10 protein-coding genes are annotated in these 16,414 nt (G+C 70.3%); 3 read left to right on the top strand and 7 right to left on the bottom strand.

The features are described 5' to 3' along the window. The first annotated feature begins 79 nt into the window (after nt 1-79). Both ABIE44_RS06305 and ABIE44_RS06300 read left to right on the top strand, forming a co-directional pair. A complete protein-coding gene (locus tag ABIE44_RS06305; RefSeq protein WP_209720605.1) occupies nt 80-3,523 on the top strand; it encodes an error-prone DNA polymerase in 3,444 nt (1,147 codons plus the stop codon). 45 nt (nt 3,524-3,568) lie between these two features. Further along, nucleotides 3,569-3,982 (top strand): hypothetical protein, encoded by a 414-nt coding sequence (locus ABIE44_RS06300; RefSeq protein ID WP_209720608.1) that lies wholly within the window; start codon nt 3,569-3,571, stop codon nt 3,980-3,982. Between the two features lie 119 nt (nt 3,983-4,101). Here the strand turns inward: ABIE44_RS06300 and ABIE44_RS06295 are convergent, their stop codons facing one another. Continuing rightward, entirely contained in the window at nt 4,102-4,608 is a 507-nt protein-coding gene (locus ABIE44_RS06295; RefSeq protein WP_209720611.1) for a winged helix-turn-helix transcriptional regulator, read from the bottom strand. Between the two features lie 60 nt (nt 4,609-4,668). On the opposite strand from ABIE44_RS06295, the gene ABIE44_RS06290 reads away from it, so the two are divergent. Next, nucleotides 4,669-6,798 carry an MMPL family transporter gene (locus ABIE44_RS06290; protein ID WP_209720614.1) on the top strand — a complete coding sequence of 710 codons (2,130 nt, stop codon included), beginning with the start codon at nt 4,669-4,671 and terminating at the stop codon, nt 6,796-6,798. Here ABIE44_RS06290 and ABIE44_RS06285 read toward each other — a convergent pair. From ABIE44_RS06285 to ABIE44_RS06260, 6 genes are all read right to left on the bottom strand, one after another. Next, nucleotides 6,760-7,743 carry a zinc-binding metallopeptidase family protein gene (locus tag ABIE44_RS06285; RefSeq protein WP_354437887.1) on the bottom strand — a complete coding sequence of 328 codons (984 nt, stop codon included), beginning with the start codon at nt 7,741-7,743 and terminating at the stop codon, nt 6,760-6,762. The two genes, ABIE44_RS06290 and ABIE44_RS06285, sit on opposite strands and share 39 nt — an antisense overlap. A 38-nt stretch (nt 7,744-7,781) precedes the next feature. After that, a complete protein-coding gene (locus tag ABIE44_RS06280; protein ID WP_209720620.1) occupies nt 7,782-8,660 on the bottom strand; it encodes a transglutaminase family protein in 879 nt (292 codons plus the stop codon). Next, a complete protein-coding gene (locus tag ABIE44_RS06275; RefSeq protein ID WP_209720623.1) occupies nt 8,657-11,128 on the bottom strand; it encodes a circularly permuted type 2 ATP-grasp protein in 2,472 nt (823 codons plus the stop codon). Before ABIE44_RS06275 ends, ABIE44_RS06280 begins: the two co-directional genes overlap by 4 nt. Continuing rightward, the gene (locus ABIE44_RS06270; RefSeq protein WP_209720626.1) at nt 11,125-14,424 is read right to left on the bottom strand and encodes a transglutaminase family protein; all 3,300 of its coding nucleotides are present in this window, start codon (nt 14,422-14,424) and stop codon (nt 11,125-11,127) included. Before ABIE44_RS06270 ends, ABIE44_RS06275 begins: the two co-directional genes overlap by 4 nt. Before the next feature lie 69 nt (nt 14,425-14,493). Next, on the bottom strand, nt 14,494-15,042 hold the full coding sequence (locus tag ABIE44_RS06265; protein WP_209720629.1) for a TetR/AcrR family transcriptional regulator: 549 nt from the start codon (nt 15,040-15,042) through the stop codon (nt 14,494-14,496). Continuing rightward, the gene (locus ABIE44_RS06260) at nt 15,039-16,361 is read right to left on the bottom strand and encodes a cytochrome P450 (protein ID WP_209720632.1); all 1,323 of its coding nucleotides are present in this window, start codon (nt 16,359-16,361) and stop codon (nt 15,039-15,041) included. Before ABIE44_RS06260 ends, ABIE44_RS06265 begins: the two co-directional genes overlap by 4 nt. Nucleotides 16,362-16,414: the final 53 nt, after the last annotated feature.

The following is a 16,414-nucleotide window of genomic DNA, read 5'->3' as shown; positions in this document are numbered from 1 at the left end:
TCGCCCCGGTCGTCGAGCCTGCGCCCCCGGTTGTCGAGCCTGCCTCCCGGTCGTCGAGCTTGTCGAGACGGTGACCTGAATGGGATGGAGCAACCCGCCCATCCCGTGGTCCGAGCTCGAGCGCCGCCTCTCGCCGACCCCGCGTGCCGCCAATGCCCCGCCCGACGACGGACCGGGTTCGCGCAAACGCAGGAAGTACCAGCCGCGGGACGAGATCCGGCCGCCCTCCGGCCCGGTCACGCCGTACGCCGAGCTGCACAGCCACAGCAACTTCAGCTTCCTCGACGGGGCCAGCGGGCCGGACAGGCTGGTGGAGGAGGCCGTCCGTCTCGGTCTGCACGGACTGGCGCTCACCGACCACGACGGCTTCGCAGGTGCACCGCTGTTCGCGGAGATCGCCCAGAAGCTGGGACACCTCGGGGGGTTGAAGACCGTCTACGGCTCCGAGCTCTCGCTCGGCCTGAGCGGGCCGCAGAACGGCGTACCGGACCCGGAGGGCAACCACCTGCTCGTCCTCGCCGAGGGCGTCGAGGGCTACCACCGGCTGGCTGCCGCCATCACGGAGGCGCAGCTGCGCGGGGACGAGAAGGGGCGTCCGGTCTACGACCTCGAGGAGCTCTCCCAGCGCGGTCGCGGGCACTGGGTCGTGCTGACCGGATGTCGCAAGGGGGCGGTACGAACAGCCCTGGCGTCGAGCGGGTCGAACGCGGCCGCCGACGAGCTCGACCGGCTCTGCTCGCTCTTCGGCCACGACCGGGTGGTGGTGGAGCTGATCGACCACGGCAACCCGCGCGACGACGAGGTCAACGACGCCCTGGCCGGCCTGGCGCAGGTTCACGGCCTTCCTGTCGTGGCCACCAACAACGTCCACTACGCGACTCCTGCCGACCACCGGCTCGCCTCGGCGATGGCCTCGATCCGGGCCCGCCGCTCCTTGGCGGAGATGGACGGGTGGCTGCCCCCGGCAGGATCCGCGTGCCTGCGGTCCGGTGCCGAGATGGCGGCCAGGTTCGCGCGCTACCCGGGGGCTGTTGCGCACTCGGTCGTGCTGGCCGACCGGCTCGGGTTCGACCTGCAGAAGGCCACGCCCCGGTTGCCCAAGCTGGGGATCCCCGAGGGGCACACGCCGAGCAGCTGGCTGCGGGTGCTGACCGAGCAGGGGTTCGAGACCTACTACCGCGGCACCCCGCACGAGCAGCGCGCGCGTGAACGGATCGAGCACGAGCTGCGGGTGATCGAGGAGAAGGACTTCGCCGGCTACTTCGCGATCGTCCACGACATCGTCGCGTTCGCGAAGAGCCAGGGGATCCTCTGCCAGGGCAGGGGGTCGGCAGCCAGCTCCGCGGTCTGCTTCGCACTCGGGATCACCGCCATCGACTCGGTCTACTACCGGCTCCCCTTCGAGCGGTTCATCTCCGCGCACCGTGACGAGGAGCCCGACATCGACGTCGACTTCGACTCCGACCGGCGCGAGGAGGTGATCCAGTGGGTCTACGAGCGCTACGGCCGGCACAACGCCGCGCAGGTCGCGAACGTGATCACCTACCGCCCGAAGATGGCTGTCCGAGACGCCGCGAAGGCGCTCGGCTTCTCGGCCGGTCAGCAGGACGCGTGGTCCAAGCAGATCGACAGCTGGGGCGGGTCCGTCGAGGCCGGCGACATGCCTGCGCCGGTCGCCGACCTCGCCAACCGGCTGATGAAGTCACCGCGGCACCTCGGCATCCACTCCGGCGGGATGATCCTGACCGAACGACCGATCGGCGAGGTCTGCCCGATCGAGCGTGCCCGGATGGACAAGCGCACGATCCTGCAGTGGGACAAGGACGCGTGCGAGTACATGGGGCTGGTCAAGTTCGACCTGCTCGGCCTCGGCATGCTCGGTGCCCTGAACCACATGATGGTGATGATCGCCGACGACATCGGTGAGCACTGGACGTTGCAGAGCATCCCCAAGGAGGAGCCCGGCGTCTACGACATGCTCGACAGGGCTGACTCGATCGGCGTCTTCCAGGTGGAGAGCCGGGCACAGATCGGCACGTTGCCCCGGTTGAGACCGCGCTGCTTCTACGACCTCGCGATCGAGATCGCCCTGATCCGCCCCGGTCCGATCCAGGGCGGAGCGGTGCACCCCTACATCCGGCGGGCCACCGGCAAAGAGCCGGTCACCTACGCGCACCCCGACCTGGAGCCGGTGCTGGAGCGGACGCTGGGGGTGCCGCTGTTCCAGGAGCAGCTGATGGAGATGGCCGTCGCGATCGGCGACTGCTCCCGCGACGACGCCGACCTCCTCCGACGTGCGATGGGGTCCAAGCGCGGGGTGGAGCGGATCGAGTCGATCAAGGAGACGTTGTTCGCGGGCATGGCCAAGCGCGGTCTGTACGGCGAGGACGCCCAGCAGATCTACGTGCAGATCCTCTCGTTCGCGAGCTTCGGGTTCGCCGAGAGCCACTCGCTCAGCTTCGCGCTGCTGGTCTACGCGAGCTCGTGGTTCAAGCTGCACTACCCGGCCGCGTTCCTCGCCGGTCTCCTGCGTTCCCAGCCGATGGGCTTCTACTCCCCGCAGTCACTGACCCAGGACGCCCGCCGGCACGGGGTCACCGTGCTGCGTCCCGACATCGTCAGCTCGCGGGCGCAGGCCTCGCTCGAGCCGCTGGAGGAACGGTCGTCCACGCCCCGGTCGTCGAGCTTGCCGAGACGTGCTGAGCCAACAGGAATGGCAACCTGCGTCGCCTCCCACCACGAACCCACCCCCTACGACGCGAATGCTCCCGACCCGACCCCGACCCACCGACGCGACGGCAACTTCGCCGTACGGCTCGGCCTCGACGAGGTCCGCGGCATCGGCCTCGACGTCGCCCGTCGGATCGTCGCTGCACGCGAGGAGCGACCGTTCCGCGACATGGTCGACCTGTCCCGTCGCGCCGGTCTCGACACCGGTCAGCTCGAGGCGCTCGCCACCGCCGGCGTCTTCGAGTGCTGGGGCCTGTCGCGTCGGGAAGCGATGTGGAACGCGGGGTTCACCGAGCGGGAGGACCAGCTGGAGGGAGCAGGTGCCGTCGTCGAGGCGCCGATGCTCCCCGACCTCGACCCGGTGGGTGAGACCCTGGCGGACATGTGGGCGACCCGGATCTCGCCGGACTCGCACCCGATGGCGCACCTGCGCGGGACCCTCGAGCTGGTCGGCATCCTCTCGGTGAAGGCGTCGACAACGGTCGAGTCCGGTCGCCGGGTCCACGTGGCCGGACTGGTCACGCACCGTCAGCGCCCGAGCACGGCCGGGGGAGTGACCTTCCTCAACCTCGAGGACGAGACCGGGATGCTCAACGTCATCTGCACCGAGGGGGTGTGGAACCGCTACCGCAAGGTCGCCCGGACGGCGGCCGGCATGGTCATCCGCGGCCTGGTCGAGTGCAACGAAGGCGTGACCAACCTGCTCGCCGACAAGATCTCCTCGCTCGACAGCGTCAGCCCGCAAGCCGAGGAGGCCCTGCAGTCCAGGCATCAGCCACGGAACTTCCAGTAACCGAGCCGCGTGACGGGGCACCGGCGGCCGCTGAAGAATGTCGCCATGCCTGCTGATGTGGAAAGCCCGTTCGGATCCCTGAGTTGGGCCGACGTGGGATTGATTGCGGTCGCCGTCCTGGGACTGGGGGTGCTCGTCGTGGGAGTCGTTGTCCTCCGCTCCGGGGCACGATGGCCGCTGTACCTGGTCCTGGTGAGCGCACTTGCCTGTGGGGCCTGGACGGTCCTGTGGCTCTCCAAGGAAGTCACTGTCGTCGACCCGGAGGACCCGCACGTGTACTGCGTGTTCGACGATTGGTCCCTCGAGTACGGCGGGCTCGACAAGGGCTTTGACTGGGACTGGGAATGCGGTCGGGCGTTGCGCAAACGGCTGTGGGTGTCGATCGGCCCGACCGGCCTGGCTATCGCGGCGGTCGCTGGACTGGGTGTTTCGACCGTTGTTCGCCGAAGGTCAGCCTGAATCTCGCAACATGCCATCCGCTCTCGTTAGGAGCTCGCTACGCCGAGCTCGGCGACCAGTGCCTTGGCGACCTCCGGGGAGCCCAGGAACTCCTCGATGTCGGACGGGCGGCTGAGAACCTAGCCGAAGGCGGTGTCGATGCGGTCCAGTGCGGCAGCGACCGTCGGGGCGTCAGCCTCGGAGAAGCCTGGCCCGCGCAACGGCACGGCATCACCAGGTCGCACCTGCTCGCCGCAGTGGTCGCAGCAGGCGACCGGGGTGCTGACCTGCCCGCAGGAGAGGTGTCGCCACTGGATCGGGGGAGCGCCGCCGTACGCCCACTTGTCGCCGAACTGCTGCATCGCCAGCAGCACCATCGCGAGGTCGCTGCCCTTCTCGGTGAGGCGGTAGTCGTAGCGCGGCGGGTTGTCCTGGTACGCGACCCGGACCACGACGTCGTGCTCGACGAGCGCCTCGAGCCGCTGCGTCAGGACCTTGCGGGAGACGCCGAGGTCACCCTGGATCGCGTCGAAGCGCGAGATGCCGATCGCGATGTCGCGCAGGACGAGCGGCGTCCAGCGGTCACCGATGATGTCGAGCGTGCGAGCGACCGAACAGGGCTGGTCCGAGAGGGTGGAGCGTTGCATGGCCCACATCGTACGCCGAGTGGGTTCCCAAAGGGAACTGACTGCGCTAGCGTGCCGCCCATGCTGGAGCGCATCGCCGACCTGACCTGGAACCACCCCCGGAAGATCCTGGGGGCGGCACTGCTGTTCGCCGCGGTCGCCGGCTTCTTCGGTCACGACGTCGAGCATCACCTCAAGGCGGCCGGGTTCACCGACCCGGCCTCGGAGAGCCAGCGCGCCGGGGACGTCCTCGCGGGGGCGCGCGGGTTCTCCGCCGAGCCGGGGCTGGTCGTCGTCGTCCGCGCCAAGGACGGCGGTCGCCTCGACGTGGAGGACCCCGCGGTGCAGGCCGAGGTCGCCCGGCTGACCCAACGCCTCGGCGAGTCCGCGTACGTCGGCCAGGCGGTCAACCCGCTGACCGCAGGCCCGCAGGCCCGGGAGCTCGTCGCGGACGACGGGAAGTCGATCGTGCTGGCGGCCTACCTGGCGACGAACGACCTGGAGGACAAGGGTGGCCTGGCTGACGAGTCGGTCCGGAAGAACGTCCGCTCCGACCTTCTCGACCTCGGGTACGGCGGCTACGCCCCCGGCTTCAACGAGGTCAACGACCAGACGAAGAAGGACCTGACGAACGCCGAGCTGATCGCGTTCCCGCTGCTCGCCATTCTGCTGCTCCTCGTCTTCCGCAGCGCGGTCGCCGCGGCCGTGCCGCTGGTCATCGGCGTGCTCTCCATCGTGGGCACGCTGTTCGTGCTCCGGGTGATGTCGGAGTTCGTCGGCACCTCGGTGTTCGCGCTCAACATCGGCACCGCGCTCAGCCTCGGACTTGCCGTCGACTACGCGCTGCTGCTCGTCTCGCGCCACCGGGAGGAGACGGCCGTCGCCGGCTTCACCCAGGAGGCCCACCGCCGGATGATCTCCACCGCCGGTCGGACGGCGATGTTCTCCGGCCTCACCGTTGCTGCCGCGCTGGCGGCACTGATGGTGATGCCGCAGCGCTTCCTCTACTCGGTCGGTGCTGCCGGTGCCGCTGTCGGCATCCTGTCGACCGTGATGGCCTTGTTCGTCGCGCCGGCGATCCTGGTGGTCCTCGGGCCCCGGATCAACACGTGGTCGATCCGCCGCGGTCCTGCGGTGAGCGACACCTCCACGCGTTGGCTCAAGGTCGCCCGCGGCGTGATGAAGCGCCCCGCGCTGGTGGCGATCGCGACGAGTGCGGTGCTGCTCGGCCTCGCCTCGCCGCTGGTCTCGACCCACCTGACGGGTCCGAGCGCCGAGGTGGTGCCGCCGGGCCAGCAGTCCTACGAGGTCGTGAAGTACCTCGAGGCGCACTACCCGCGGGTCGTCTACGAAGGTGTGTCGGTGACGCTGCGCGGGAAGGCGACCGCGGCGGACGGCCAGGCCCTTGCCGGGCAGATCGCGGCCATCGACGGTGTGGACGAGGTCGCTCCGTTCACGCAGGCCTCCGCCGACGCCTGGTTCACCACGGTCTCGTTGGACGACCCGGCGCTCTCGCCCGCTGCCCAACAGGCCGTCCGTGACATCCGAGCACTCAGCCCGCCGCCCGACACCGACCTGCTGCTGGCCGGCAACACCGCCAGCTTCCTGGACTACAAGAAGAGCCTGGTCAGCAACGCGCCGTTGGCGCTCGGCCTGATCGTGCTGCTCACCGTGGTGCTGCTGTTCCTGCTCACCGGTTCGGTGCTGCTCCCGATCAAGACGTTGCTCATGAACGCGCTCACGCTCGCAGCGACGCTGGGCATTCTCGTGATCGTCTTCGAGAAGAAGTTCCTGGTGGATCTGCTCGACTACCCCGGGCCGTACAAGGTCGAGATGACCAGCATGGTGTTCCTCTTCGCGGTGACGTTCGCGCTGGCCACCGACTACGCGGTCCTGGTGATGGCGCGGATCAAGGAGCTGCGTGACAGCGGAATGAGCAACGAGGACGCCGTGGCGAACGGCGTCGCGCGCACCGGCCGCATCATCAGTGCCGCCGCCGTGATGATCGCGGTCGTCTTCGCAGCCTTCGCGGTCAGCCCGGTGTTCTTCATGAAGCAGATCGCGGTCGGGGTCGCACTCGGGGTGGTGATCGACGCGACCGTCGTCCGCGCACTGCTGGTGCCGTCGCTGATGCGTCTGCTCGGCGAGGCGAACTGGTGGGCGCCCGGTCCGCTACGCCGACTCCACGCCCGGATCGGCGTGCGCCACTAGGGACGCCACGAACTCCAGCTTGTCGAGCACCGGGTCCGGGATCACGAACGGGTAGAGGTCGTTGCGACCCATGCTGCGGTTGATCTGGTTCAGCGCCGCCGACAGGGGCACCCAGACCCCGACCACGAGGTCGCGGAACACCGAGAACGCTGCCGGGTCGACGGTGGTGAGGCCGAAGGCGTTGGCCGTCTCGACCGTGTCGGAGATGTGCAGGTAGTGCGCGAAGGTCTCGGCGAAGTCCTCGAACGGGTGCATGGTCGCGTACGTCGAGATGTAGCTCTCCTCCCATCCGGCGGGAGGACCCTCGGCGTAGTGCCGGTCGATGGCTGCCTGGTAGTCGGCGTTCTCGTCGCCGAACAGCTCGGTGCACCGAGCGATCAGGTCGCCGCGGACCAGCTGCCACTCGTAGTAGTGGCCGACCTCATGCCGGAAATGACCGAGCATGGTGCGGTAGGGCTCGTCCAGCCGGACCCGGACCTTCTCCCGTCGGGCGTCGTCGGCTTCGGCGACGTCGATGGTGATCACGCCCTCGTCGTGCCCGATGGTCACCTTCTCCTCCAGGCCGTTGAGGAGATCGAAGGCGAGCCCATTCTCCGGGTCGGTGTCCTTACCGACGATCGGCAGTCCGAGGACGTCGAGCTCGGCGACCAGGTGCCGCTTGGCCTGCTCCGCGGCGTGGAACGCCGCCAGTCCGGCCAGGTCGTCGTCGGCCGGACGGGTCCGGGTGAGGGTGCAGGAGAAGCAGGCATCTCCCTCGATCTCGGTGAGCCAGGTGCAGCCGGACAGGTTGAGGTTGCGGCACACCCACCAGACCAGGCCGGACTGGTCGACGTACCGGCCGTCGGCGTCGACCGGGACGATCGCCCGCTCGGAGCGCGAGTACCCGAGCCCGGTCCCGCACGAGACGCACAGGGAGTTCTCGAAGTAGAGCGGGCGGTCGCACACGCGACAGGTGTAGGCCTTCAAGCCGGGAACTCGATTCGTCAGGGGAGCGGAGCCACGTCGACCTCGACGGTCAGCGTGGACGTGGTGGCGTCGGAGAAGATGACACCCTTGAGGGGAGGGACGTCCCCGTAGTCGCGTCCCCAGGCTGCAGTGATGTAACGGTCGTTGACCCACTGGTCGTTGGTCGGGTCGACCGCGAGCCAGTTCTCCGTCCCAGGTACCCAGACCGAGACCCAGGCATGCGAGGCGTCAGCGCCGACGATGCGTTCGCGTCCCGGCGGCGGTTCGGTGGCGAGGTACCCGCTGACGTAGCGCGCTGCCAGCCCGTGGGTGCGCAGGCAGGCGATCGTCAGGTGCGCGAAGTCCTGGCACACCCCGGCGCGCTTGTCGAAGACCTCGTCCACCGTCGAGGTCACCGTCGTCGCCCCCACCTCGTAGGCGAAGTCGACGTGGATCCGGTGCACCAGGTCGGTGACCGCCTCGCCGACGGGTCGCCCGGGGGTGAGCGACTGCGCGGCGTACGCCCGGGCACGCTCGGTGTGCGCGACCTGGCTGGACTCCAGCGCGAAGTCGACGGCCCGCCAGGCCTCGGGTGCGTCGCGCCGCCGGGTCGGCACGGCGTCCTCCCACGGCTGGGCGAGTGCGTGGTCGTCGTAGAACGGTGTCAGCGACTCGACCTCGGCGCTGGCGGTGACCCGGAGCTCGGTGTGCGGCTGGGTCACCTGGAAGTAGGTGGTGGAGTTGCCGTAGTAGTCGACCTCGTGGGTCAGGTCGGCCGGCACCGGCTCGATCGTGACGGTGGGCGAGGCGACGTTCTGCCACGGGAGCGCCCGAGGGGTGAGGTGGCCGACGCCGAGGCTGTCGGTGACCGGCTCGTCGTAGGTGTACGTCGTCCGGTGCCAGACACGGAACTTCACGGGGTGCTCACCGCCGGCCCACCCGGGGGTGCCATCGGGCCGAGCGGGCGCATCCGCGGCGCGGTCTCGAAGTGGACGCTCGCGATCGAGTCGGCCAGCCGGACCAGCTGCCGGCTGAGCTGGTCGAGGTGCTTGACCAGGTAAGGGCGGGTCTCGCCGTCGAGGGCGACCATCGAGGTGAGGTCCGCGGTCCGGCACTCCTCGATGAGCTCCTCGAGCAGCCGCTCGGGCCTGGTCGACCCGGTCGACGCCCTCAGCGCGCCGAGGTGACGCCGCAGCTCGGTCAGAGCGAACTCCACCGAGCGCGGGTTCTCGTCGTCGAAGAGCAGCAGGTCGAGCACCGTCCGCGGGCGCACGTAGCCGCGGTACCGGCGCCGGTGGGTGACGGCGCTGTCCGCGGCGAGCAGCGCCTGGTTGAGCACCATCCGGTCGACGTCGAGACCGTTGCGCACGATGACGAGGCGGAGCAGCTGGGCGACCTGCATGGCGCGCTCGAGCCAGCCGCCGATGCGGATCATCCGCCAGCCCTCGTCGCGCACCATGTTGGACGTGACGCCGTGCAGCGCAAGCGTCGCGTTGAGCATCCGGCCGGCGCTCTCGGAGACCTGGTAGCTGTGCTCGTGGCGGACCAGCTCCCACGATGCCCGGTCGAAGGCGCCGAACGCCTTCCAGACGTCGAGCGAGAGCTGGTCGCGGACGCTCTGCGCGCAGTCGCGGAGCGCGGAGAACGACTGGGCCACGGTGCTCGGCCGGCTGGTGTCGAGCAGGATCGTGCGGAGGCGCTGGTCGACCTCGGTGGAGTCCACCGGTACCCCGGCGAGGGCATCGAGCAGCACCCGGCTCGCCCGCCCGCCGGTGGAGGAGGGCCGGGACTTGAAGTCCTCGTTCAGCGAGTGCGCGGCCAGCAGCAACCGCAGGGTGTCCTCGGCGCGAGCGCGGTAGCGGCCGAACCAGTACAGGTCGTCGAGGGCACGGGGAACCACGGCCGGTCGCGCCTGCACCGAGGCGAGGGTGAGCACCTCGGCGTCGGCCTCCTCGGGGTTCGCCTTGAGGATCCAGACGTCCTTGCTGGATGCCCGGAGCCGGTGGACGTCCTGGGTCGAGGCCAGTCCCCCGACCATCGGTCGGTACGCCGACCCGGACCGCAGCGTGAAGGTCCGCAGCGTCAGGGCCTGCGGCTCCAGCGACGCGCCCCCGAACGAGGGCGCCTGCGACATCGTCAGCCGCTGCTGGCCGACGAACCGGTGCGGCTCGGCGACGACCCGTCGACGTACCTCGTCCAGATCGGCGTCCGGTCCGGCCAGGTCGGTGCCCGGGCGGTCGATCGCGCGGATCGCGAGCTCGCCGAGACGGGGCACCACGTGGGCCAGCCCGTCAGCGTCGCCGCACCACCAGGTCGCGACGGTCGGCAACCGCAGCGACTCCCCGAGCAGCGCCTCGCTCGCCGCGGGCAGGTACGGCAGCAGGCCCGGGTTCTCCAGAACCCCGGCGCCGAGGCCGTTGACGATCCGGACGGTGCCCCGGCGGATCGCCTCGGACAGACCCGGTACGCCGAGCTGGGAGTCCGCGCGCAGCTCCAGCGGGTCGCTCCAGGAGGCGTCGACCCGGCGCAGGATCACGTCGACCTGCTCCATCGTGCCGCCGTAGGCGCGCAGGTAGACCCGACCCTGGCGCGCGACCAGGTCGGAGCCGCGGACCAGGGGGAAGCCGAGGCTGGCCGCGACGTTCGCCTGGTCGTAGGACGTCTCGGAGTGGGTGCCGGGGGACAGGACCACGATGCGCGGGTCGACCACGTCGACGTCCGCGGTCTGGATCAGCGCCGACCGGAACGCGTCGAGGAACGGTCGGACCCGGTGCAGGCCGGCTTCGCGGTAGAGCTCGGGGAGGACCTGGGAGATCACGCGCCGGTTCTCCAGCGCGTAGCCGATCCCCGACGGTGCCTGGGCCCGGTCCGACAGCACAGTCCAGGTCCCGTCCTGGGTGCGCCCGAGGTCGGCGGCAGCGATGACCAGGGGGCGCGAGTCGGTCCCGGTGGTGCGCGCCATCGTCCGGACGAACCCGGAGTGGCCGAAGACCACCTCCGCCGGCACCACGCCCTCGCGCAGGAGCGTCTGCTCGCCGTACAGGTCGACCAGGATCGCGTTCAGGAGCTCGGCCCGTTGGGCGAGGCCGACCTCGAGCGGGGCCCACTCGGCGGCACTGATGACCAGCGGCACCGGGTCGAGCTGCCAGGCGTCCGAGACCTGACCGGGCCGCGCGTAGGTGACGCCGTCGTTGTTGAGGAACTGCCTGATCTCGTTGTCCAGCCGTGCCAGGTCACCGGGGGTCAGCCTGACTGCGAGGTCGGCCAGACCCTTCCAGCTCGGGCGCAGCGTGCCGTCGGGGGCGACCACCTCGTCGTAGCGGAGCACCGCCCCGGTCAGCGTCGGCTGCGACAGTGCAGCCGCGTAGTCGCGCAGGACGGTCACGAGCAGCTCCTGGTCGGGACTCGCCTCAGGTCCAGGGTGCGCGGGTACTCCTGGTTCGCGGCGCGCAGCGCGGCGTCCCGCAGGGCTCCGACGTCGATCGTGCCCGGGGTGTGCCCGCGAGCCTCGAACCTGCTGGAACGGCGTGCCTCGGCTGACTGCGCGTTCACCGGCGGTTGCTCGTAGGAACGGCCGCCCGGATGGGTGACGTGGTACGTCGCTCCGCCCAGCGACGTCGCCGACGCCAGGTCCACGACGTCGAAGTGCAAGGGAACGTGCACCTCGATCGAGGGGTGCAGGGCGGACCACGGCTGCCAGGCGCGGTAGCGGACGCCGGCGTAGAACTCGCCCGCCGTCCCCGTCGGGGTCATCGGCACGGGTACACCCTGACACGTGATCAGGTGCCGGCCGGGCTGGAATCCACGAGCAGAGACCTGGAGCCGCTCGAGCGAGGAGTCGACGTAGCGTGCGGTGCCGCCGGAGGTCGCCTCCTCCCCGAGGACCAGCCACGGCTCGATACCGGCGCGCAGCTCGAGCTCGACCCCACCGGCCTGGGCGACACCGATCCGCGGGAAGCGGAACTCGGTGAACGGGTCGAGCCAGGACGTCTCGAACTCGATGCCGTGCGCGTTGAGGTCGGCGACCACGGCCCGGATGTCGGCGGTCGCGCCGTGGGGGAGCAGGAACTCGTCGTGCAGCGCGGTGCCCCAGCGCACGAGCGGATCGGTCTGCGGGCGCTCCCAGAGCATCGCGACCAGGGAGCGCACCAGGAGCACCTGCACCAACGCCATCTGCGGGTGCGGGGGCATCTCGAAACCGCGCAGCTCGAGCAGGCCGAGCCGACCCCGGCTGGAGTCGGGGGAGTACAGCTTGTCGATGCAGAACTCGGAGCGGTGGGTGTTGCCGACCAGGTCGGTCAGCAGGTGGCGCAGCGCCCGGTCGACCATCCACGGGCGGGCGTCGTCCTTGGCGAGGGCCGCGATCTCGCACTGCCGTCTGATCTCGGAGAGAGCGATCTCCATCTCGTAGACGGCCTCGGGACGGCCCTCGTCGAACCGGGGCGCCTGACTGGTCGGGCCCACGAACCGCCCGGAGAACAGGTAGGACAGCGACGGGTGCCGCTGCCAGTAGCCGACCATGCTGGTGAGCAGGTCCGGGCGCCTCAGCAGCGGGGAGTCGATGGGCTGGGCGCCGCCGAGGGTGATGTGGTTTCCGCCCCCGGTGCCGGTGTGGGTGCCGTCGAGGTCGAACTTCTCGGTGCTCAGTCGGGTGCGCCGGGCCAGGTCGTACAACGTGGTGGTGAGCTCGCGCTGCTCGGCCCACGACGACACCGGCTGCACGTTCACCTCGATCACGCCGGGGTCCGGGGTGACGACGAGCTGCACCACGCGCGGGTCCGGAGGCGGCCCGTAGCCCTCGATGACGACCGGTTGGGCGAGTGCCGCCGCGGCCTGCTCGACGACCTCGAGCAGGGCGGTGTAGTCCTCGAGCAGGACGGTGGGCGGCAGGAAGACGTGCACGAACCCCTCGCGGCCCTCGAAGGCGAGGGCGGTGGTCTCCGCGCCCTCGGCCTCGACGACCTCGACCGGGGGAACGCCCGGGGGCGGCGGTCCGCCCGCCCGGAGGTAGGACGGCTCCCCGGGCGGGTCCGGTTCGGTCCAGGCGATGGAGCTCAAAGGCAGCCGGAGCCCGACCGGTGAGGTGCCGGGAAGGAGCACCAACCTGCCGCGACGGAAGCGCCAGCGCGGAGCGGTCCAGCCGTCCTCGCCGGTGGTCAGCGGCAGCACGTGCCCGGTCGGGATCGACGTGTCCGCATCGAGCTCGGCGATCAGGTCCCGGGCCGCCTCGGTGCGCACGGGATCTCGACGGGGCCGCGGTCCCGCGGGCAGCAGCGCCTCCGCGGCGACCACGGCGAACGGGTCCTCGAAGGCGGGCAGCAGCTGGTCGGCGGGCAGCCCGAGGACGCGGGTGACCTCGGCAGCGAGCGCGGCCGCTCGACGCGGGGCGTCCTCGACGGCAGCCGCCGGGTCCCACGGGTCGGCGAGCAGCGTGTGGTCACGCCAGAGCGGCTCCTTGTCGGAGCGCCACTGCAGGGCGATGTTCCAGCGGGGCAGGTCCTCGCCCGGGTACCACTTCCCCTGGCCCCGGTGCACCACGCCGTTGCCGGCGTACGCCGTCCGCAGCGACTCGGCGAGCCGCCCGGCGAGCAGCCGCTTCTGCGGGCCGTCGGCGTCGGTCGCCCACTGCGCCGCCTCGGCCTCGTCGACGGCAGGGTCGAGAGCGACGAACGTGGGTTCCCCGCCCATGGTCAGCCGGACGTCCCCCTCGTGCAGCCGCAGGTCCACCGCCTCGCCCAGGGCGTCGATCCGCACCCACTGCGCGTCGGAGTAGGGCTTGGTGACCCGCGGGTCCTCGTGGATCCGCCGGACGACGTTGGAGAACGCGAACTCCACCTCGACCGGGTCGACGAGTCCCTCGATCGGCGCGGCCGTCGACGGGTGCGGTGTCGCCGACAGGGGAATGTGGCCCTCGCCGGCGAACAGCGCGCTGGTCGGGTCCAGCCCGATCCAGCCTGCCCCCGGCACGTAGACCTCGGTCCAGGCGTGCAGGTCGGTGAAGTCCTCCTCGGGCCCGCTCGGTCCGTCGAGGCTCTTCTCGTCCGCGGCCAGCTGCACGAGGTAGCCGGAGACAAACCGTGCCGCGAGCCCGTACTGCCGCAGCACGGCGACCTGCAGCCACGCGCTGTCGCGGCACGAACCGATCGCGCTGCTCAGCGTGTACGCCGGTTCCTGCACCCCGGGCTCCATCCGCACCGAGTAGCCGACCGCGGCGTTCACCGCGGCGTTGACCGCGACCAGGAAGTCGGTGGTGCTCATGCCCGCGTGCGGCAGGGGGAGGCTCCGGCGCCACGCGTCCACCGCGCCGTCGGGGTCCTCGACGGGTGCGAGGTACGGGGCCAGGTCGGCAGCCAGGCCGGGCTCGTAGTCGAACGGGAAGGTCTCGCAGGCCTCCTCGACGAAGAAGTCGAACGGGTTGACCACCATCAGGTCGGCCACCACGCCGACGTTGATCTCGAGCCGGGAGACCTTCTCGGGGAAGACGATCCGTGCCTGCCAGTTCCCGAACGGGTCCTGCTGCCAGTTGAGGAAGTGGTTCCTCGGCTCGATCTGCAGCGAGTAGGCCTCGATCGGCGTCCGCGAGTGCGGAGCGGGTCGCAACCGGACCACGTGCGGCCCGACGTTCACCGGGCGCGCGAACGTGTACGACGTCCGATGCTCGAGCGAGACCTTGACCGACATGCGCCCACCTTCGCCGACGCACGTTGCGTCCAGGTAACACGGTACGGACCGGCCCCGGCGGGTGACCTCTCAGTGCACGAGGGGTGCGAGGTACCGGCGCGCGTAGTCGCGCACCGCGTCGTCCCGGGTCATGTCGACGGTGCCGTGCGGGTTGAGCATGTAGGTGTAGGCGATCCGGAGCATCAGCTCCGCCACGACGTACAGCTCCTCCTCGGGCATGGTGGCGCCGCTACGTCGCAGGGTCCGGGCGACGCGGTGGGCCGAGCCGAGGACCGCGCTCGTCGGGGTCGCGCCGCCGATGCCGGTGATGATCTCCGGCTCGGTCTCGACGAGCCGGGCCAGCAACGGGATCTCCCGGGTCAGCGCGATACCGGCGGTGAAGCACTCGACGATCGCCTCGCGCGGGGGCAGGTCGGAGGCGACCAGGTCGAGCTGGTCGAAGAACTCGTCGATCTCGCGGTCGAGCACCGCCTGGAGCAGGGCCTCCTTGGTCGGGTAGGCGCGGTAGAGCGTGCTCCGGCTGATACCGGCGGCGCGAGCGACGTCCTCGACGTTGGCGCGGCGGGCGCCGTACTGGGTGAAGACCCGCTCCGCGGCGTCCAGGATGCCTGACGTCACAGCTTCTCCAGCGTCACGGGGAGGCGGTCGCGCGGGAACGGCAGTGCTACCAGGTCGAGCGGCCACTCGTAGCCCGCGGGAACCGACCACCGGTACGTCGTCAGCAGCTCGTGGAAGATCGCGCGCACCTGGACGCCGGCGAAGAACATGCCGATGCACTTGTGCACGCCACCGCCGAACCCGTGGAAGGCCATCCGGTGGCCGTGGTCCTCGCGGCGAGGCTCGGCGAACCGGTCGGGGTCGAAGTGGGTCGGGTTCGGCCAGTACTCCGGGTCGAAGTGGCTGTAGAAGGGGGAGACGGTGACGAACGCGCCCTCAGGGATCCGGTAGCCGTTCACCGCGACCTCGCGGGTGGCCACCCGGGGGAGCGAGGGCACCGGGCTGCACAGGCGCAGCGACTCCTTCATGATCCGGTCCTGCAGCTCGCACGCGGTGATCGAGTCGTAGGAATCGGTGGCGGCGAGCGCCTCCTGGCGGGCCTTCTCCTGCCACTCGGGGAAGCGGGCCAGGTGGTAGGCCATCGAGCTCATCGTGATGGTGGTGGTGTCGTGCGCCGCCATCAGCAGGAAGATCATCTGGTTGACGATGTCGGCGTCGCTGAACACCTCGCCGTCCTCGGACGTCGCGGTGCACAGCTGGGCGAACAGGTCGTCGCCGCCGTCGCGCCGCTTGGCGGGAAGGTTCTTGAAGAAGAAGTCCTCGAGCACCTTGCGGGCCGCCAGGCCCTTGGCCCACGGAGTGCCCGGGACGTTCGCGCGCACGATCGACGTGCCGGCCCGGACCGCGGCGATGAACGCCTTGTTGATCCGGTCCTTCTCGGCGCGGTCGAGCTCCACGCCGACGAAGGTCTCCAGTGCCAGGTCGAGGGTGAGGTCCTTGAACAGCTCGTACATCCGCGGGTTCTCCACGTCCGCCCACGCCTCCAGGCCCGAGCGGATGTGCGGCACCATCACCGCGTGGTAGCGGCGCATCGCGTCGTTGGTGAACGCGGCCTGCATGATCCGGCGGTCGTGCAGGTGCTCCTCGTTGTCCAGCAGCATCAGCCCGCGGTGGAAGAACGGACCGATGAAGTGCGACCACGCCGGGCCGTTGACGAACGCGCGGTCCCGGTTGATCAGGATCTGCTCGGCGGCGTCCATGCCGTAGCAGGCGTAGAGCGTGGTGCCGAAGACGTTGAGCTTGAGGACCTCGCCGTACTTCGCGCGCATCAGGTCGTTGTGACCGATCGGGTCGCGCCGCATCTTCAGCAGGTGCGGGAGGCCGACCCGCGGGCCGCCGACGGTCTTCAGTGCGGTGGTGGGATCGGACGTCGTCGTCACGGGCACTCCAGTTCCGGTCGTCGAGCTTGTCGAGACGCATTGAAACAAATCTG

Source organism: Marmoricola sp. OAE513, assembly GCF_040546585.1.
In the GTDB taxonomy this organism is placed as follows: domain Bacteria; phylum Actinomycetota; class Actinomycetes; order Propionibacteriales; family Nocardioidaceae; genus Marmoricola.
This window is presented reverse-complemented; position numbering and strand designations above follow the sequence as displayed.